This is a genomic window from Denitromonas halophila (assembly GCF_007625155.1).
GTDB classification, from domain to species: Bacteria; Pseudomonadota; Gammaproteobacteria; order Burkholderiales; family Rhodocyclaceae; genus Nitrogeniibacter; species Nitrogeniibacter halophilus.
Genome location: NZ_VMNK01000019.1, coordinates 1 through 14368, shown reverse-complemented (window position 1 = coordinate 14368; position 14368 = coordinate 1). Strand labels below are relative to the sequence as shown.

The 14368-nt window shown below is 64.7% G+C and carries 15 protein-coding genes; 9 read left to right on the top strand and 6 right to left on the bottom strand.

Annotated features, from left to right (window positions below; genetic code table 11):
• Window positions 1–10 precede the first annotated feature (10 nt).
• The 3 genes from pqqC to pqqE all read left to right on the top strand — a co-directional run bounded on the left by pqqC (window position 11) and on the right by pqqE (window position 2281).
• The gene (gene pqqC, locus FHP91_RS19180) at window positions 11–784 is read left to right on the top strand and encodes a pyrroloquinoline-quinone synthase PqqC (RefSeq protein ID WP_144311114.1); all 774 of its coding nucleotides are present in this window, start codon (window positions 11–13) and stop codon (window positions 782–784) included.
• On the top strand, window positions 781–1044 hold the full coding sequence (gene pqqD / locus FHP91_RS19175) for a pyrroloquinoline quinone biosynthesis peptide chaperone PqqD (RefSeq protein WP_144311113.1): 264 nt from the start codon (window positions 781–783) through the stop codon (window positions 1042–1044). The genes pqqC and pqqD overlap by 4 nt, the downstream gene beginning before the upstream one ends.
• Window positions 1045–1153: 109 nt before the next feature.
• On the top strand, window positions 1154–2281 hold the full coding sequence (gene pqqE / locus FHP91_RS19170; RefSeq protein WP_144311112.1) for a pyrroloquinoline quinone biosynthesis protein PqqE: 1128 nt from the start codon (window positions 1154–1156) through the stop codon (window positions 2279–2281).
• An 88-nt stretch (window positions 2282–2369) separates the two neighbouring features.
• Here the strand turns inward: pqqE and FHP91_RS19165 are convergent, their stop codons facing one another.
• Window positions 2370–3065: a YceI family protein gene (locus FHP91_RS19165; RefSeq protein ID WP_186301643.1), complete on the bottom strand. Its 696-nt coding sequence runs from the start codon at window positions 3063–3065 to the stop codon at window positions 2370–2372.
• Between the two features lie 154 nt (window positions 3066–3219).
• On the opposite strand from FHP91_RS19165, the gene FHP91_RS19160 reads away from it, so the two are divergent.
• On the top strand, window positions 3220–4689 hold the full coding sequence (locus FHP91_RS19160; protein ID WP_144311110.1) for a sensor domain-containing diguanylate cyclase: 1470 nt from the start codon (window positions 3220–3222) through the stop codon (window positions 4687–4689).
• A gap of 48 nt (window positions 4690–4737) precedes the next feature.
• On the opposite strand, the gene FHP91_RS19155 is transcribed toward FHP91_RS19160, so the two are convergent.
• Window positions 4738–5664: a carbon-nitrogen hydrolase family protein gene (locus FHP91_RS19155; RefSeq protein ID WP_144311109.1), complete on the bottom strand. Its 927-nt coding sequence runs from the start codon at window positions 5662–5664 to the stop codon at window positions 4738–4740.
• 298 nt (window positions 5665–5962) lie between these two features.
• Here FHP91_RS19155 and FHP91_RS19150 point away from each other — a divergent pair, with 298 nt between their 5' ends.
• The gene (locus tag FHP91_RS19150; RefSeq protein WP_144311108.1) at window positions 5963–6568 is read left to right on the top strand and encodes a hypothetical protein; all 606 of its coding nucleotides are present in this window, start codon (window positions 5963–5965) and stop codon (window positions 6566–6568) included.
• A 70-nt stretch (window positions 6569–6638) separates the two neighbouring features.
• Here the strand turns inward: FHP91_RS19150 and FHP91_RS19145 are convergent, their stop codons facing one another.
• A complete protein-coding gene (locus FHP91_RS19145) occupies window positions 6639–7973 on the bottom strand; it encodes an SLC13 family permease (RefSeq protein ID WP_144311107.1) in 1335 nt (444 codons plus the stop codon).
• Between the two features lie 270 nt (window positions 7974–8243).
• On the opposite strand from FHP91_RS19145, the gene FHP91_RS19140 reads away from it, so the two are divergent.
• Complete coding sequence (locus FHP91_RS19140) at window positions 8244–10355, top strand: TonB-dependent receptor plug domain-containing protein (RefSeq protein ID WP_246116375.1); 2112 nt, start codon at window positions 8244–8246, stop codon at window positions 10353–10355.
• Between the two features lie 43 nt (window positions 10356–10398).
• Here the strand turns inward: FHP91_RS19140 and FHP91_RS19135 are convergent, their stop codons facing one another.
• Window positions 10399–11163 (bottom strand): SDR family oxidoreductase, encoded by a 765-nt coding sequence (locus FHP91_RS19135; RefSeq protein WP_144311106.1) that lies wholly within the window; start codon window positions 11161–11163, stop codon window positions 10399–10401.
• A 208-nt stretch (window positions 11164–11371) separates the two neighbouring features.
• Between FHP91_RS19135 and FHP91_RS19130 the strand changes: the two genes are divergently transcribed.
• The 3 genes from FHP91_RS19130 to msrA all read left to right on the top strand — a co-directional run bounded on the left by FHP91_RS19130 (window position 11372) and on the right by msrA (window position 12974).
• Window positions 11372–11857 (top strand): type VI secretion system amidase effector protein Tae4, encoded by a 486-nt coding sequence (locus FHP91_RS19130; protein WP_186301642.1) that lies wholly within the window; start codon window positions 11372–11374, stop codon window positions 11855–11857.
• Window positions 11842–12207, top strand: a complete 366-nt coding sequence (locus tag FHP91_RS19125) for a T6SS amidase immunity protein Tai4 family protein (protein ID WP_144311105.1) — start codon at window positions 11842–11844, stop codon at window positions 12205–12207. The genes FHP91_RS19130 and FHP91_RS19125 overlap by 16 nt, the downstream gene beginning before the upstream one ends.
• Before the next feature lie 104 nt (window positions 12208–12311).
• Window positions 12312–12974 carry a peptide-methionine (S)-S-oxide reductase MsrA gene (msrA, locus tag FHP91_RS19120; RefSeq protein ID WP_144311104.1) on the top strand — a complete coding sequence of 221 codons (663 nt, stop codon included), beginning with the start codon at window positions 12312–12314 and terminating at the stop codon, window positions 12972–12974.
• Window positions 12975–13078: 104 nt separating this feature from the next.
• Here msrA and FHP91_RS19115 read toward each other — a convergent pair whose 3' ends face one another.
• Complete coding sequence (locus FHP91_RS19115) at window positions 13079–13486, bottom strand: VOC family protein (RefSeq protein ID WP_144311103.1); 408 nt, start codon at window positions 13484–13486, stop codon at window positions 13079–13081.
• Window positions 13487–13647: 161 nt separating this feature from the next.
• The gene (locus FHP91_RS19110; RefSeq protein WP_144311102.1) at window positions 13648–14193 is read right to left on the bottom strand and encodes a cold shock domain-containing protein; all 546 of its coding nucleotides are present in this window, start codon (window positions 14191–14193) and stop codon (window positions 13648–13650) included.
• Window positions 14194–14368 lie beyond the last annotated feature (175 nt).

Here is a 14368-nt window from a genome sequence, read left to right as displayed (position 1 = left end):
AGGAGTCCGCATGAAGCACGACGACATCCCCACCCCGCACCTGGCCGCCATTGCCGGCGAAGCGCCGTGGGCCAGCGATGAATTCGAAGCCCGGCTGCGCGAAAAGGGCACCAGCTACCATATCTACCACCCCTTCCACGTGATGATGGCCGAGGGCAAACTCACGCAAGCGCAACTGCAGCGCTGGGTGGCCAACCGCTACCTGTACCAGGTGGCGATCCCGGTCAAGGACGCCAACATCCTCGCCAACTGCCCCGAGCGCGACATCCGCCGCGAGTGGATTCAGCGCATTCTCGACCATGACGGCTACGCCATCGGCGGCGTGCAGGACGACGGCGGTATCGAGGCGTGGATCCGGCTCGGCGAGGCGGTCGGCCTGAGCCGCGACGACGTGGTGTCCGAGCGGCTGGTGTCGCCGGCGGCGCGCTTCGCGGTCGACGCCTATGTCACCTTTGCCCGCCAGCGCCCCTGGCAGGACGCCGTGGCCTCCAGCCTCACCGAGCTGTTCGCCCCGCACATCCACCAGCAGCGCCTCGACACCTGGCCCGACAAATACCCGTGGATCGAAACCGACGGACTGCAGTACTTCCGCAACCGGCTGACGCAGGCGCGGCGCGACGTGGCCCACGGCCTGCGCTTCACGCTGGACTACTTCGGCCAGAACCGCGCCCTGCAGCAGCGCGCGCTCGACATCCTGCAGTTCAAGCTCGACGTGTTGTGGTCGCTGGCCGACGCGATCATGCTGCAAAGCTGCGAGATCGAGATCCGCGGGCCGAAAGCATGAGTATCGATACGCCCACGCTGGCCTCGCGCTTTCGGATGCAATGGGAAGAAGCCCAGCAGGCCTGGGTGCTGCTCTACCCCGAAGGCATGGTCAAGCTGAATGCCAGCGCGGCCGAGATCCTCAAGCGCTGTGATGGCACGCGAGACGTGCCGGCGCTGGTCGCCGATCTCGAAACCGCGTTTGACACCACCGGGCTGGAGCCCGACGTACGCGCCTTTCTCGATATGGCGCGACAGCAGCAGTGGATCACGGAAGCATGAACACCCGCAGGGCGGAAGAGCGAAGCGTCATCCGTCAATCCGTCTCAAGGTCGAAGCGGCGGGTGACGCCGTGTTGCGGCGCTTCCGCCCTACGGCAAAGGACAACACCATGACCGCCACCGACCGCCCCGGCCCGCCGCTGTGGCTGCTCGCCGAGCTGACCTACCGCTGCCCGCTGCACTGCGCCTTCTGCTACAACCCGGTGGATTTCGCACGCACCAGCGCCGACGATGAACTCGACACCGAAGCCTGGCTGCGCGTGCTGAACGAGGCGCGCGTGCTGGGCAGCGTGCAGTGCGGCTTCTCGGGCGGCGAGCCGCTGGTGCGCGACGACCTCGAAGTGCTGGTGGCCGAAGCGCATCGCCTCGGGTACTACACCAATCTGCTCACCTCCGGCGTCGGCCTGACCGAGGACCGCGCCGAGGCGCTCAAGCGCGCCGGACTCGATCACATCCAGCTCTCCTTCCAGGACACCACAAAAGAGCTGAACGATTTTCTCTCGCATACGCGCACCTTCGATCTCAAGCAGAAGGTGGCGCACACCATCAAGGCCAATGGCTGGCCGATGGTGATGAACTGCGTGATCCACCGCCTCAATATCGACCACATCGGCCAGATCATCGAGATGGCGGTCGCACTCGGCGCCGAGTATCTGGAGCTGGCCAACAACCAGTATTACTCGTGGGCGCTGCTCAACCGCGACCAACTGCTGCCCTCGCGCGAACAGCTCGAGCGCGCCGAGCGCATCACCAATGAGTATCGCGCCAAGCTCGGCGACAAGCTCCGCATCTTTTTCGTGGTGCCGGACTACTACGAAACGCGGCCCAAAAAATGCATGAACGGCTGGGGCAATGTTTTTCTCACCGTCACGCCCGACGGCACCGCGCTGCCCTGCCACACCGCCAAGATGCTGCCGGGGCTGAGCTTTCCGAATGTGCGCGAGACGAGCGTGGGCGAGATCTGGTATGACTCCGAAGGCTTCAACCGCTACCGCGGCGATGGCTGGATGAGCGATACCTGCAAGACCTGTCCGGACAAGGAAAAAGACCTCGGCGGCTGCCGCTGCCAGGCCTTCATGCTGGCCGGTGACGCCGCCGCGCCAGATCCGGTGTGCGACAAATCGCCGGCGCATCAGGTGGTGCTTGACGCCGTCGCCCGCGCCCAGCGGCCGGGTGCCGTCAGCACCGCGCCGCTGGTGTTTCGCGATCCGAAGGCGTCGCGGCAGATCGCACCGTAGGCCCCCGTAGGGCGGAAAAGCGAAGCGCCTTCGGCCACCTCGGCGGTTGAGCCATCTCCTGCGGCGGAAGGCGCTTCGCTTTTCCGCCCTACGGCGCGCGTGTCGCCACCAGGCGCATGCGCACCGTCACCGCATCAGCCACCTGCAAGGCGCCGCCGAATACCGACATCGGGGTGATGCCGAAGTCGGTCTGGCGGATCTTGAAATCGGCGGTGGCGATCAGCTCGTGATCACTCTGAACGACGGTGACGGGCACACGGACATCGCGTGACACCTCGCGCAAGCGCAGCCGCACCGTGGCGTCCACTGTCGGCAGCGCGCCTTGCACGGCCACCGCGTCGATGCGCACCGTCGGGTAATTGTCCGCATCAAGCACCCGCGCGCCGAGCATGTTGCGGCGGGTGCCGGCGATGGCATCGGCAGAGGGCTGCACCTCGAAGCCTTCGCCTTCGTCGTGGCGTGCGTCGGGCGGGTCGACCGTGAACTGCGTGACCGGCAGGCGCAGAGAAAAGCTCGATTGCGACAGGGTTGGGGCCAGCGCGATCTGCCCGTTCACCTGTCCGGCGCGGATCACATGGTTATGCCCCAGCGCCGCCAGCCGCCCGGCCCGGTAGACCACAAAGCGCACGTCCGAGCGCGCGCTCGCCACCTGGTAGCGCACCGCGTCGGGTGCGGGTTCGGCCAACGGCGCCTCCGCGGCGCGGGCGTCGGCCGGCGGGGGCGGGGCGGGCGTGGTGCAGGCGGTGAGCCACAGTGCGGCGAGCAGGTGGGGCAGATGGCGCATGGGTGGCATCGTCCGCCATCCGGTCGCTCGGGCGCAAGGGGGGCGAGCGGCCCGTCGCTGCCAGCGCCCGCTCTGACGGCCGCGCGTGACGCATGCCTGCGTGGCGTCGCTGCGCTGCATAGTATGATGTCTTACCCTCCGTTGTGGTCCGGCCATGCCCCCCTTCCGTCATCGTCTCTTCAACCACAGCCGACTGCTGCTGATCCTGGGGCTCCTGCTCTCCGTCGGTTTTCTGGTGACCTCGTTCATCAGCTATGAAGTCTCCAAGCGCTCCATTCTTGAGGCCATCGTTGAGCAGAGCCTGCCGCTGACCTCCAGCAACATCTACTCCGAGATCCAGAAGGACCTGGTGCGGCCGGTGCTCATTTCCTCGACCATGGCGCACGACACCTTTCTGCGCCGCTGGGTGTTGCAGGGCGAGGCAAACGTCGAGGAAATGGCGCATTACCTGCGGGAGATCAGGCAGCGCTACGGTGCCTTCGCGAGCTTCTTCGTGTCGGAACGCAGCGGGACCTATTACACCGGCGATGGCATCCTCAAGCAGATATCGCCCGACGAGCCGCGCGACGCCTGGTATTACCGCACCCGCGCCCTGACGGAAGACTACGAGATCAACGTCGACCCCGACCTGGCCAATCAGGATGCGCTGACCATCTTCATCAACTACCGGGTCTACGATTTCGACGGCAACTACATCGGCGCCACCGGCATCGGCCTGACGGTAGATGCCGTTCGCCGGCTGGTCTCCGAGCATCAGCAACGCTTCAATCGCAAGATCTACTTCGTCGACAAGGCCGGCAAGGTGGTGCTGGTGGGCAACAGCGCCAGGGTACTGAACGTCGATCTGCACGCCAGTGCTGGTATCGGGCCGCAGCTGGCGCGCATCCTGGCCGAAGACAGCGGCTCCTACCAGTATGCGGACGCCGACGGCAACACGCAGATCCTGCAGGTGAACTACCTGCCGGAGCTGAAGTGGTACCTGTTCGTCGAGCAGGGCCAGGATGCCGCGCTGACCGGCATCCAGAGAACGTTGTGGATCAATATCCTGATCAGCCTGCTGATCACGGCGGTCGTGATCCTCCTCGCCCACGTGGCGCTGAGGAATTACCAGCATCGCATCGAGGAGATGGCGACCATCGACAAGCTGACCGGCCTGCTCAATCGCAACGCTTTCACCATGCTGATGAAGAAGCTGCTGGCCGACTACAAGCGCGATCCGCAGCCCATGGCCTTCCTGCTCGCCGATATCGACTTCTTCAAGCAGATCAACGATCGCCATGGCCACCTGGCCGGTGACAACGTGCTGGCCGGTATCGCCAAACGGCTGCTCGACGCCCTGCGCGAATCGGATCTGGTGGTGCGCTGGGGCGGCGAGGAGTTGCTCATCCTGCTGCGTCACTGCGACCTGAGCGAAGCCCTGCGGATCGCCGAGAGTCTGCGCCGGGGCATCGGCGAGGAAGCTTTCGCCACCAACGGCCAGGCGATTCCGGTCACGATCAGCATCGGGGTGACCGAGTACCAGGCCGGGGAATCCACCGAGCAGGCGGTCAGCCGCGCCGACGCCGCACTCTACCAGGCCAAGAACGCAGGCCGGAACCGCGTCTGCGTGGCGCCCGAGGCATAGGCCAGCGATCGCGGCATGATGCGCCGCCGGGCGTTCGCCGGTGTTGCCTTACTGCGTGGCGGGCGGCGTCGGCAGCGGGTGGGGATACATGCCGCCTTCGATCTTCTTGAGCTCCGCGATGCGGTCCATGCGCCCCGGCTTGATCAGCGGACCGAGCGAATCGAGGTAGGGGTGCTGCTGGTCGCGCCAGTAGATGCTGAAGTCGCCCATGTGGTCGCGGAAGCTCTTGAGCGGCTGGCCGAGGCGCAGCGTGCCCAGCTCGCGGCTGCGGCGCACGCGGTCGATATCCAGCTCGATCGGGATGATCTCTTCGTTGTTCTGCGCCTGATACTGCACCCGGCCATCCGGCCCGGTGATGATCGAGCGGCCGCTGCCGCCGGCGTCGAGGCCGTTCACATCGAACAGGTAGCACTGGTTGATGGTGCTCATGGCCTGCGCGATGGCCAGCTCGTTGTCGCGGTCGATGGTGCCGGTCAGCGTCGGGTGGAGAATCACCTCGGCGCCCATCACCGCCAGCGTGCGGATGGTCTCGGGGAACCACATGTCGTAGCAGATCGATACGCCGAAACGGCCCACATCGGGCACATCGAACACGCAGTACTCCAGCCCCGGCGTCACGCCTTCTTCATAGGGGTAGAAGGGGAACATCTTGCGGTAGCGCGCGACGACCTCGCCCTGCGGGTTGATGACCGAGGCGGTGTTGTAGATCTTGTCGCCGCTCTTTTCAAAGATGGACCCCGGCAGCAGCCAGATGCCGTACTTGCGGGCCATCTCCTGCATTTCGGCTTCGAAGTCGCACGGAAACTCGCGCGCGGCATAGGTCAGCGGGCCAAAGGCGCACAGCTCGCTGAACATCACCATCTGTACCCACGGGTACAGGTTCATGGTGATGTCGAGCTTGAGCTTCATGCGCGCGACGTTCGACTCGATGGCCGAGACATTCATCTGGATGCCGGCAATGGCAAAAGGCTTCATGTGCACTCTCCTGAAATCGAGTCGTCGCGCCAGACGACAGGCCTGCTGGGCGCGGCATCGGCTGGCGCGACGAGCGCAGCGGGACCGATGGGGATGGCGGGGGCTGGATGGCCGCAGCGCGGGGCGTTTTCTGGCCGTGCGGCTTTGCCCGCCCCGCAAAAATCGGGCTGTTCAGTCTAGCAGAGCACTTTTGGCAAATTGGTTTCCAAAACACCATCGACGGCTGACTACGGTAGGCGAGCACGTCCGCGCGCACGCCGCCATTGCCGCCACCGTCAAAGCCCCGGACAATGCCGGCATGGACCCACTCGTATTGCTTGTCATGGCCGGCCTCGCTGCCTACGCCCTCAAAACCCAGGACCAGCGCCGGCGCATCGCCCTGCTGGGCAACCACCTTCAGAACTACAGCCTCGAAAAGCACATGGAAACCCTCACCGAGGGCTATCTGCGCGCGCTGGGCGAAGACGATGCCGAGCGTCGCGAACAGATCTGGGGCCTCATGCGTGCCAACGAAACCGCACTGAGTGAGCAGCTCGGCCGGCTCGCCAATGACCTGAGTCGGGCTGACGCCGATACCGTCCGTATCAGCAAGCTGGCCTGGGCGGTTCCCTTTGCCGATCGGCTGTTTCCGACGGCGACTTTCGATCTGCGCAAGGCGGTCAGCATTCACGCGCAAGGCGTTGCCAAGGCGATTGAAGATTATCCGGCGCGCAGCGACAAGGACAAAGCCTTTACGGTGATGGCCGAGATGTATCTGTTTCAGCACACCTGCCACTGGTATTGCCGCTCGAAAACGGTCGCTAGCGCCCGGCTCATGGCGCGCCATAAAACCGCTTACGCGCAAGTGCTGGCCGCCGTGTCGCCCGACACCCGCCGTGCGTACACAAAATTGATTGAAGGATAGGACGGCGTGAGGCCTGCGCTGGCGCGTGCCCCGTCGTAGGGTGCGCGGCTTGCCGTCCACCAAGGCCGCATCACACCAGCGCCAGCATCCCGGCCGCTACCGCTACCAGCACTGGATAGATCAGCAGCGACACCCACAATCCGGCGCGGATCATCACCCGTTGTGGCACATGACCGCTGCCGAACACAATCGCGTTCGGCGGCGTGGCCACGGGCAACAGAAAGGCGCAGGAGGTGCCCACCGCCACCAGCACGGCGAGCGGGGTGGAATCAATCTGCGGTGCCAGGCCAATGAACAACGGGATCAGCAGCGCGGCGCTGGCGGTGTTGCTGGTGACTTCGGTAATCAGCATCGCGAAGAGGATCATCAGCGCCAGACAGACGAAGGCGGGCAGGGTTTCGAGCGGGCCGCCCAGTTGCGCCGCCAGCCAGGCCGCCGCGCCGCTTTCGGCCAGCGCGCGGCTCAGGGTGAGGCCGCCGCCGAAGAGCAGCAGCACGCCCCAGTCGGTGCTGCGCTCGACGGCCTTCCACTCGGTCAGGCGCAGGGCGTGCAGCATTACCAGTGCAAATACGGCCACGGCCGCATCGTAGCCGCGCCCCATTTCCAGCCAGACGTTCAGTGGCGCGCCAAATACCCACAGCAGCACGGTGGCGCCGAACAGCGCCAGCATCTGTTTTTGCGGCCGGGTCCACGCGGCTTGTGGTGGCGGCAGTTCGACTTCGGCACTCAGATCGGGCTTGAGCGCAAAGCGCAGCGCGACTTCCATCAAAGGCATCAGCACCAGAACCAGCGGCAACCCCCACACCAGCCAGCCGGCAAAGCCCAGCCCCACTTGTGCGGCGGCGATGGCATTGGGCGGGCTGCCCACCAGCGTGCCGATGCCGCCGATATTGGCCGAAAAGGCCACGCCGAGAAGCACATACAGATAGGCCGAGCGATAGCGTTCGATCGGCAGCGAGGCGAGCAAACCCAGCGCCAGCGGCAGCATCATGGCCGCCGTGGCGGTGTTGCTGATCCACATCGATAGAAAGGCGGTAAGGCCGAACAGCCAGCGTGCGGCGTGGTCCAGCCGGTTGCCCGCGTAGCGGATCACCTGCGCGGCCATCCAGCGATCCAGCCCCTGCCGCTGCAAGCCGGCAGCCAGGGCGAAGCCGCCGAGGAACAGGAAAATGACCGGGTCGGCGAACTGCCGGAGCGCGCCGTCGAAGGGCAGCACGCCGCTCACCGCCGCCAGCAAGGGTACAAGCACGGCGGTCACGCTCACATGCAGCGCTTCGGTGGTCCACAGCCAGGCGATGGTCGCCACCAGGGCCAGCCCGCCGCCGGTGGCGCCAAGCGAGGGCGTGAGCGCCAGATTCAGGCCGAGGAAGAGGCCGACGGCGATACCGAGATTGAAAGTGCGCATGCGCTGCGTCCGGGGCGTGGGGCAAGGGCGCCTGGGGGCAGTCTACGCGAACGGGGGCACAACTTCACACGCAGCGAATGGCCGCTTGGTCGGGGGGGCACGATATGCCACAGGGTGCCGTTCGGCGGTTCGTGGCGGGCTGCGCTTCAGTTGTTCCGCAGGGGTTCGTTATCCTGAATCAAGCGTTGCTCGGTTTCGCATTGACCCTGAAGGGGCTGCGTGAGAGCCTTGCCGCCCGCTAAATACCAACAATACGATCAGGGAGTGCTTGTGGCTGTTGAATGTGTGCGCGACGTGGGGTTTCGCCGCGTGCTGCCGATGTGCGCAACGGTGTTGTACGTCTTCGCAGGGAGTGTCGAGGCCAGTGAGGCCGACGCTTTTTTCGAGGAGGTTCCACTGGTGCTCACCGCGTCGCGACTGGCGCAGTCGCCCATGCTGGCGCCCGCGCCTGTCACGCTGATCGACCGCGAAATGATCGAGGCCTCGGGCTTTACCGAGATCCACGACTTGCTGCGTCTGGTGCCCGGTTTCCAGGTGGCCGACTGGCCCGGCGGTTCGCCGACGGTGGCTAACCACGGTATCGGCGACGCCTATGACCGTCGCATCAAGGTGCTGGTCGATGGGCGGACGGTCAATAACCCGATCTGGGGCGACACCCAGTGGGACAACCTCACCATTCGCGTCGACGACATCGAGCGCATCGAGGTCGTGCGCTCGGCCAACGGCGGCGCTTACGGCGCCAACGCGTTCCAGGGCGTGGTCAACATCATCACCCGCTCGCCGGTCACCGAAGACGGCTACAGCGTGATCTCACGCTTCGGCGTGGACGGCTTCTACGACCACGGCGTGCGCGTCAATGGGCCGGCGGATTCGCCCGTGGCATGGCGGCTGTCGGCATCGACCCGCAGCGCGGCGACCTTCGAGTCCTTTGTCCGGAGTAATGGCGAAAACGAGCTGCAGGAAGCGTTCTCGCGCGAAGTCCTCAATCTCCAGCTGGTCAGCCAGATCAACCCGCAGGACCGACTCAGCCTGCACTTTGGCGTCAGCCAGGGCGTCGACACTCGGGGCTACCCGGAGATGGGTACGCGACTGCGTAACTTCCAGCTCGACCCCGTGCAGGATGGCGATATCCGCAACCAGACGGTGCACGCCGCCTGGACGCGCAGCTACAGCACCACCTCCGAACTGTCGCTGCAGTACTTCTACCAAGGTCAGCAGGCCCGCCGGGCGTGGGAGATTGACGTGCGCAAGGTCGGAGAGGCGCGAGACGGCACCATCTTTGCCGACCGCGACATCGACGTCAGCGTCAACAACCTCGAAGTCCAGTTGAGTGGCCAGATTCTGCCGTCCGTGGAGGCCCTGATCGGTGCCGGCGCGCGTCACGAGCGGGTGCGTTCGGCGGCCTTTTTCGACACCGATGCGGCACTCACTGCCACTTACTGGCAGACCTTCGGCAACCTCACCTGGCAGGCAACCGATGCCATGGCGCTGAACCTCGGCGGCACTTACGAGCACCATGACTACAGCGGAAAGTTGTTTTCCCCGCGTGTGGCTATCAACTACGCCCTCACGCCGACCGCCGGGTTGCGCGTGTCCGCCGGCAAAGCCTACCGGGCGCCGTCCTTGATCGAATCGCACGGTCTCGAAACGCTTCGCGAGGACGGTTCGATCGTCAACATTGGCTACAACGCTGCACAGCCGGTCGACCCCGAAGAGATGCGCTTCTTCGAGATCGGTCTTGTGGCCCGGCCGATGAAAGGCCTGTCGGTCGATGTGCGCGTGTTCCGCGAAGCCTATTCGGGCTATCTCGACAGCCAGAGCTGCCGGCTGCCGACGGCCGCGGTGCCGGTGCCGTCCAAAGAGCGCTGCAGCGATGTCGGTGTCTTCCCGCCGGCCGACTGGTCGGCCGCCAACGCGCTGACCTACCAGAGCGCCAAAACCAAGCGATTTCTCAACCTGGGCAATTTCGTCGCCAAGGGCGGCGAATACACCGTCGACTGGCGCCGGAAAGGCTGGGGCCGGGTGGTGTTCTCGCAGGCCTACATCACGCTCAACGCCAGCGACGACCTGGTCGATCGCGACATCGAACTGAGCGCGCCACAGGTGACCACCTCGCTGCTGTTCATGAAAGACCTGCCCGAGCGCTGGCGCGCCAGCCTCGGCTACTACCACAACGACGACATGTACTGGCTCAACCAGGGCGACCGCGTGCCCAATCGCGACCGCATTGACCTGCGCCTCGCCAAACGCTTCGGCCCGCCGGGGGCCGAGAACGAATTCGCCCTTGTGATGCAGAACCTGGGTGAGATCGCGACCGAGTTCCACGAAGGGCGCTACCGCCACGAACCGTTGATCTACGCCAGCCTGCGGCTGGTGTGGTGAGGGCGTTGGCGCGCGCCGGCCGCCGGGTCGGCGCACGCCACGCTCAGCCGCGGAACACCGACACCCCGCCATCCACAACCATCGCCGAGCCGGTGACGAAGGCCGCCGCGTCGGAGGCCAGATACAGCGCCGCCGAAGCGATCTCCTCCGGTTGCGCCAGCCGGCCCAGCGCATGCAGGCCGGTCACATGGGCCAGCGCCTCGGGCGAATTGGCCACCGTCCGCCCCATCGGCGTGTCCGTGCCGCCGGGCAGGATCGCGTTGGCGCGGATCGCGTCGGGCCCGCATTCCACCGCCAGCGCCTTCACCAGACCCACCAGCCCGGCCTTGCTCGCCGCATACGCCGCCATGCCGGCGAACGCCGTCGTGCTGCCCACCACCGACGAGGTAAAGATCAGCGCGCCACCCCCGCGCCGCCGCATTGCCGGAATCTGCGCCCGCGCCGCGTAGAAGGCGCTCGACAGGTTCACCGCCAGCGTCTCGTGCCAGCCGGCCAGCGGCAGCTCCGGCGTCGGCCCCATGGCGCCCAGTGTGCCCGCGTTGTTGAAGGCGATGTCCAGCCCGCCGAAGCGGTCCATCGTGGCATCCACCAGCTGCTGCGCAAACGCCGCGTCCGCCGCCTCGCCGGCCAGCGCATACGCCGTGCCGCCGGCCGCGCCGATCTCGTCCACCAGCGCGTCCAGCGCATCGATCCGCCGCGCCGTCACCACCACCCGCGCCCCGGCCCCGGCAAACGCCAGCGCCGCCGCCCGGCCAATGCCCGAACTGGCACCCGTCACAATCGCGATCTTGTCCTGTAGCGAAAACATGATGTGTCCCTTCTGTGTTGAGGAAGCATCAGTCTGCGGCGCTGGTTGGTGGGAGGTACGCGCTTGGCGGACGTGGAATTGGGTGCTGCATGCCGACGGCATGCGTGGTAGATTGCGCACATTTCGAATATGTCGATGGCGTATTCAGGCGGTGCGCTTCGCAGACTCGGGGCACTAGACGTCATCACTACCATCGCAAGGAGGCGCCATGGCCACATCCAGACCCACCTTTTCCGCCATGTGGGCAAATTTTTCGACGATCTACGGAGACGGAAAAGTCACCACCGTGGGTGCAAAAATCGGAGGAAAGGTTGCGGAAAATATCGACATCGGTGTCAAGGACCCCAATCTCGGGTTCACCAATGCCTGCGCACTTCGCATGAGCTACAGTCTCAATTATTCGGGTACCAGCATCACCCGAGGCACGTGGAAGACCGTCTCGGGAGCGGACAAGAAGTGGTATATCTACCGCGTTCGTGACCTGATCCAGTTCCTGACGGAAACCCTCGGGCGCCCTGACAAGGTCGTCAGAAATCCCAAACTGAACGATTTCAATGGAGAAAAAGGCATTCTCGTATTTGACGTCAACTGGAGCGATGCAACAGGACACGCCACGTTGTGGAATGGCAGCACCTGTTCAGATCATTGCTACTTTCCCGTCGCTGCGGAGGCGTCGATATGGTATCTAGACTGATCCCGGCCCTCGCCCTGGTCCTCATCCTGACCGGGTGCAACGCGATGGCGGGGGAGCGCGTTCCGTATTCCGCCAAGGCATATTTCAAGAACTACGCGCTGAGCACCTGCATTGCGGATGCGTTCGACGCCTCCGATGTTTCAACCGCGGCGGCCGCGGCGGCCCGGGGGTATCTGGAATTGGGAGACTATCCACTGGAGGCGCATACCGAGGCCACGCTGTTGGGCCGGGAGTTCCTCAAAAGGGATTACGTGAGCAAATCCGGTGCAAATCTCGCACTCATGAAATGCATCGATTTCTTCCATAGCCCTGCACTCGAAGCGCTGGCGGAGAAATACGCAGGGAAGTGATTCGCGACCCGGGATGGGGGGCTGCATCCGGCCCCGGCGCGTCGGGCAGAATCACTGTAAGGTCGGCGCGGGCCAGACGGTCTCATAGGTCAAGGAGAACGCCCATGTCGAAACCCCGTACCCAAACGCGCCGTCTGGCCCTCGGCCTGACCCTCGCCCTCGGCCTTTCCGCCGCTGCCCACGCCCGCGACATCCAGTCGATGGTGGTGGCCGGTGGCTGCTTCTGGTGTGTCGAATCCGACTTCGAGTCCGTGCCCGGCGTGGTCGAGGCCGTGTCCGGCTACACCGGTGGCCATACCGAGAACCCCACCTACAAACAAGTCACCACCGGCACCACCGGCCACTACGAAGCGGTCAAGATCAGCTACGACGCCGACGTGGTCGGCTACCAGCGCCTCATCCACCTGTTCTTCCGCTCCATCGACCCCACGGACCCCGGCGGCCAGTTTTGCGACCGCGGCAGCAGCTACCGCACCGCCATCTTCGTCGCCAACGACCAACAGCGCGCCATCGCCCAGGCCGAACTCGATGCCGCCCAGAAAGCACTCGGTAAGCCCATCGTCACCCCGATCCTTGACGCAAAGACCTTCACCGTCGCCGAGGACTACCACCAGGACTACTACAAGGGCGGCGGCTGGGTATTCACCCGCCGCGGTCCCAAATCACAGGTGGACGCCTACAACTTCTACCGCGAAAGCTGCGGCCGCGATGCGCGGGTGATGCAGTTGTGGGGGGCGGATGCGCCGTTTGTGCATCACGGGAAGTAGGGCGGGGTGGGCGCCGGCCGGTAGGGTGCAATAGGCGCAGCCGTATTGCACCGTTCAACCGTGGATGGGTGCAATGCCCTTCGGCGACTACACCCTGCGCTCGCTCAGCCCGCCGACATCGCGCTCATATCCATCCACATCGCCTCCCACACGTGACCGTCCGGGTCCGCCAGATTGCGGTTGTACATGAAGCCGAGATCCTGCTTCGGATTGATGTCCGCCGTACCGCCGTTGGCCGCCGCCGCTGCGTTCATGGCGTCCACCGCCCCCCGACTGTCGCAGGAGATCGCGAGCATTACCTCGCTTGAGCTCGCCGGCGGAATCGGGCGCTGGGTGAACGTGCGCCATTTCTCATGGGTGAGCAGCATGACGTTGATCGTCTCACTCCACACCATGCAGGCGGCGGTCTCGTCAGTGAATTGCGGGTTGTTCTTGAAGCCGAGTGCCGTGTAGAAGCTCATTGCCGCGGCAAGGTCGGTGACAGGCAGATTTACGAAGATCATTCGGGTCATGGTTCATGCTCCTGAGGGGTTGAACAAGCGGCAGCATCATGGGCTGACGTCTTGTGGTCGACCGGTGCGCCACGATTTCGACATGGCGGGGCATGTTTCTGACTGTGTCGAGCGGTGCGCCACGTCCGTCGCCCGGTTGCGGCAAAGCGGAATGCGCTCGGTTATCGGCCGCACCATTGCATTTCGCACGGCACGCCATCGTGGTTGCCATCCATCTTCACGTTCGGGCAATTGCGCAAAAAGAAGGTCGCCTCTTCGCAAGACGTCATCTGCGAGCAGTGCGTTCGACCGTCGCAATGGAATCTTGCAGGCGCGGCGGGCGTATCCGTTGTGGCAACGGGTTCCGGCGCCGCCGAAAACGAGCCGTCGTAACGGCTAAAGGCCTTGTAACCATACGCGCCGATGGCGATCACCAGCATTAGCGGGACCAGCTTTCCGAACAAGCCCGGTCGAGCAGGCTCTCGTGCGTCTTTGCGCGACGCCCGACGCACGGGGGTGCGATCCGGGCAGCGGACATTGACGGCGCGGGGTTTGCCGTCCTTGCTGAAATCCGTCTCGAAGCTCACCCGCTCGCCAATGTTCGGGCGATCGCCATCGCGCGGGAATTCCGAAATATGGATAAAGACGTCCGGCCCGCCTTCGTTCGGGGTAATGAACCCGAAGCCGCGGTCGTCATTCCATTTGGTCAGCTTGCCTTCGGTGCGCATGGGGAAGGATTTGTCCGTTGGGTGGGGGTGGGGCGGTAATCCCCCCGGAAATTAGTCGCCGCCAGAAGTAGAATTTTCCACTTGCAGCAGGAGGAAGTTCTACGTGAAGACATCGCGTTTTTCAGACAGTCAGATCATCGCCATTCTCAAGCAGGCCGAGGGTGGCACGCCCGTT

What these genes read in the sequence shown, in the direction of transcription:
- pqqC (WP_144311114.1), top strand. Translation starts at nt 11, where the DNA reads ATGAAGCACGACGACATCCCCACCCCGCACCTGGCCGCCATTGCCGGC.
- pqqD (WP_144311113.1), top strand. Translation starts at nt 781, where the DNA reads ATGAGTATCGATACGCCCACGCTGGCCTCGCGCTTTCGGATGCAATGG.
- pqqE (WP_144311112.1), top strand. Translation starts at nt 1,154, where the DNA reads ATGACCGCCACCGACCGCCCCGGCCCGCCGCTGTGGCTGCTCGCCGAG.
- FHP91_RS19165 (WP_186301643.1), bottom strand. Translation starts at nt 3,065, where the DNA reads ATGCGCCATCTGCCCCACCTGCTCGCCGCACTGTGGCTCACCGCCTGC.
- FHP91_RS19160 (WP_144311110.1), top strand. Translation starts at nt 3,220, where the DNA reads ATGCCCCCCTTCCGTCATCGTCTCTTCAACCACAGCCGACTGCTGCTG.
- FHP91_RS19155 (WP_144311109.1), bottom strand. Translation starts at nt 5,664, where the DNA reads ATGAAGCCTTTTGCCATTGCCGGCATCCAGATGAATGTCTCGGCCATC.
- FHP91_RS19150 (WP_144311108.1), top strand. Translation starts at nt 5,963, where the DNA reads ATGGACCCACTCGTATTGCTTGTCATGGCCGGCCTCGCTGCCTACGCC.
- FHP91_RS19145 (WP_144311107.1), bottom strand. Translation starts at nt 7,973, where the DNA reads ATGCGCACTTTCAATCTCGGTATCGCCGTCGGCCTCTTCCTCGGCCTG.
- FHP91_RS19135 (WP_144311106.1), bottom strand. Translation starts at nt 11,163, where the DNA reads ATGTTTTCGCTACAGGACAAGATCGCGATTGTGACGGGTGCCAGTTCG.
- FHP91_RS19130 (WP_186301642.1), top strand. Translation starts at nt 11,372, where the DNA reads ATGGCCACATCCAGACCCACCTTTTCCGCCATGTGGGCAAATTTTTCG.
- FHP91_RS19125 (WP_144311105.1), top strand. Translation starts at nt 11,842, where the DNA reads ATGGTATCTAGACTGATCCCGGCCCTCGCCCTGGTCCTCATCCTGACC.
- msrA (WP_144311104.1), top strand. Translation starts at nt 12,312, where the DNA reads ATGTCGAAACCCCGTACCCAAACGCGCCGTCTGGCCCTCGGCCTGACC.
- FHP91_RS19115 (WP_144311103.1), bottom strand. Translation starts at nt 13,486, where the DNA reads ATGACCCGAATGATCTTCGTAAATCTGCCTGTCACCGACCTTGCCGCG.
- FHP91_RS19110 (WP_144311102.1), bottom strand. Translation starts at nt 14,193, where the DNA reads ATGCGCACCGAAGGCAAGCTGACCAAATGGAATGACGACCGCGGCTTC.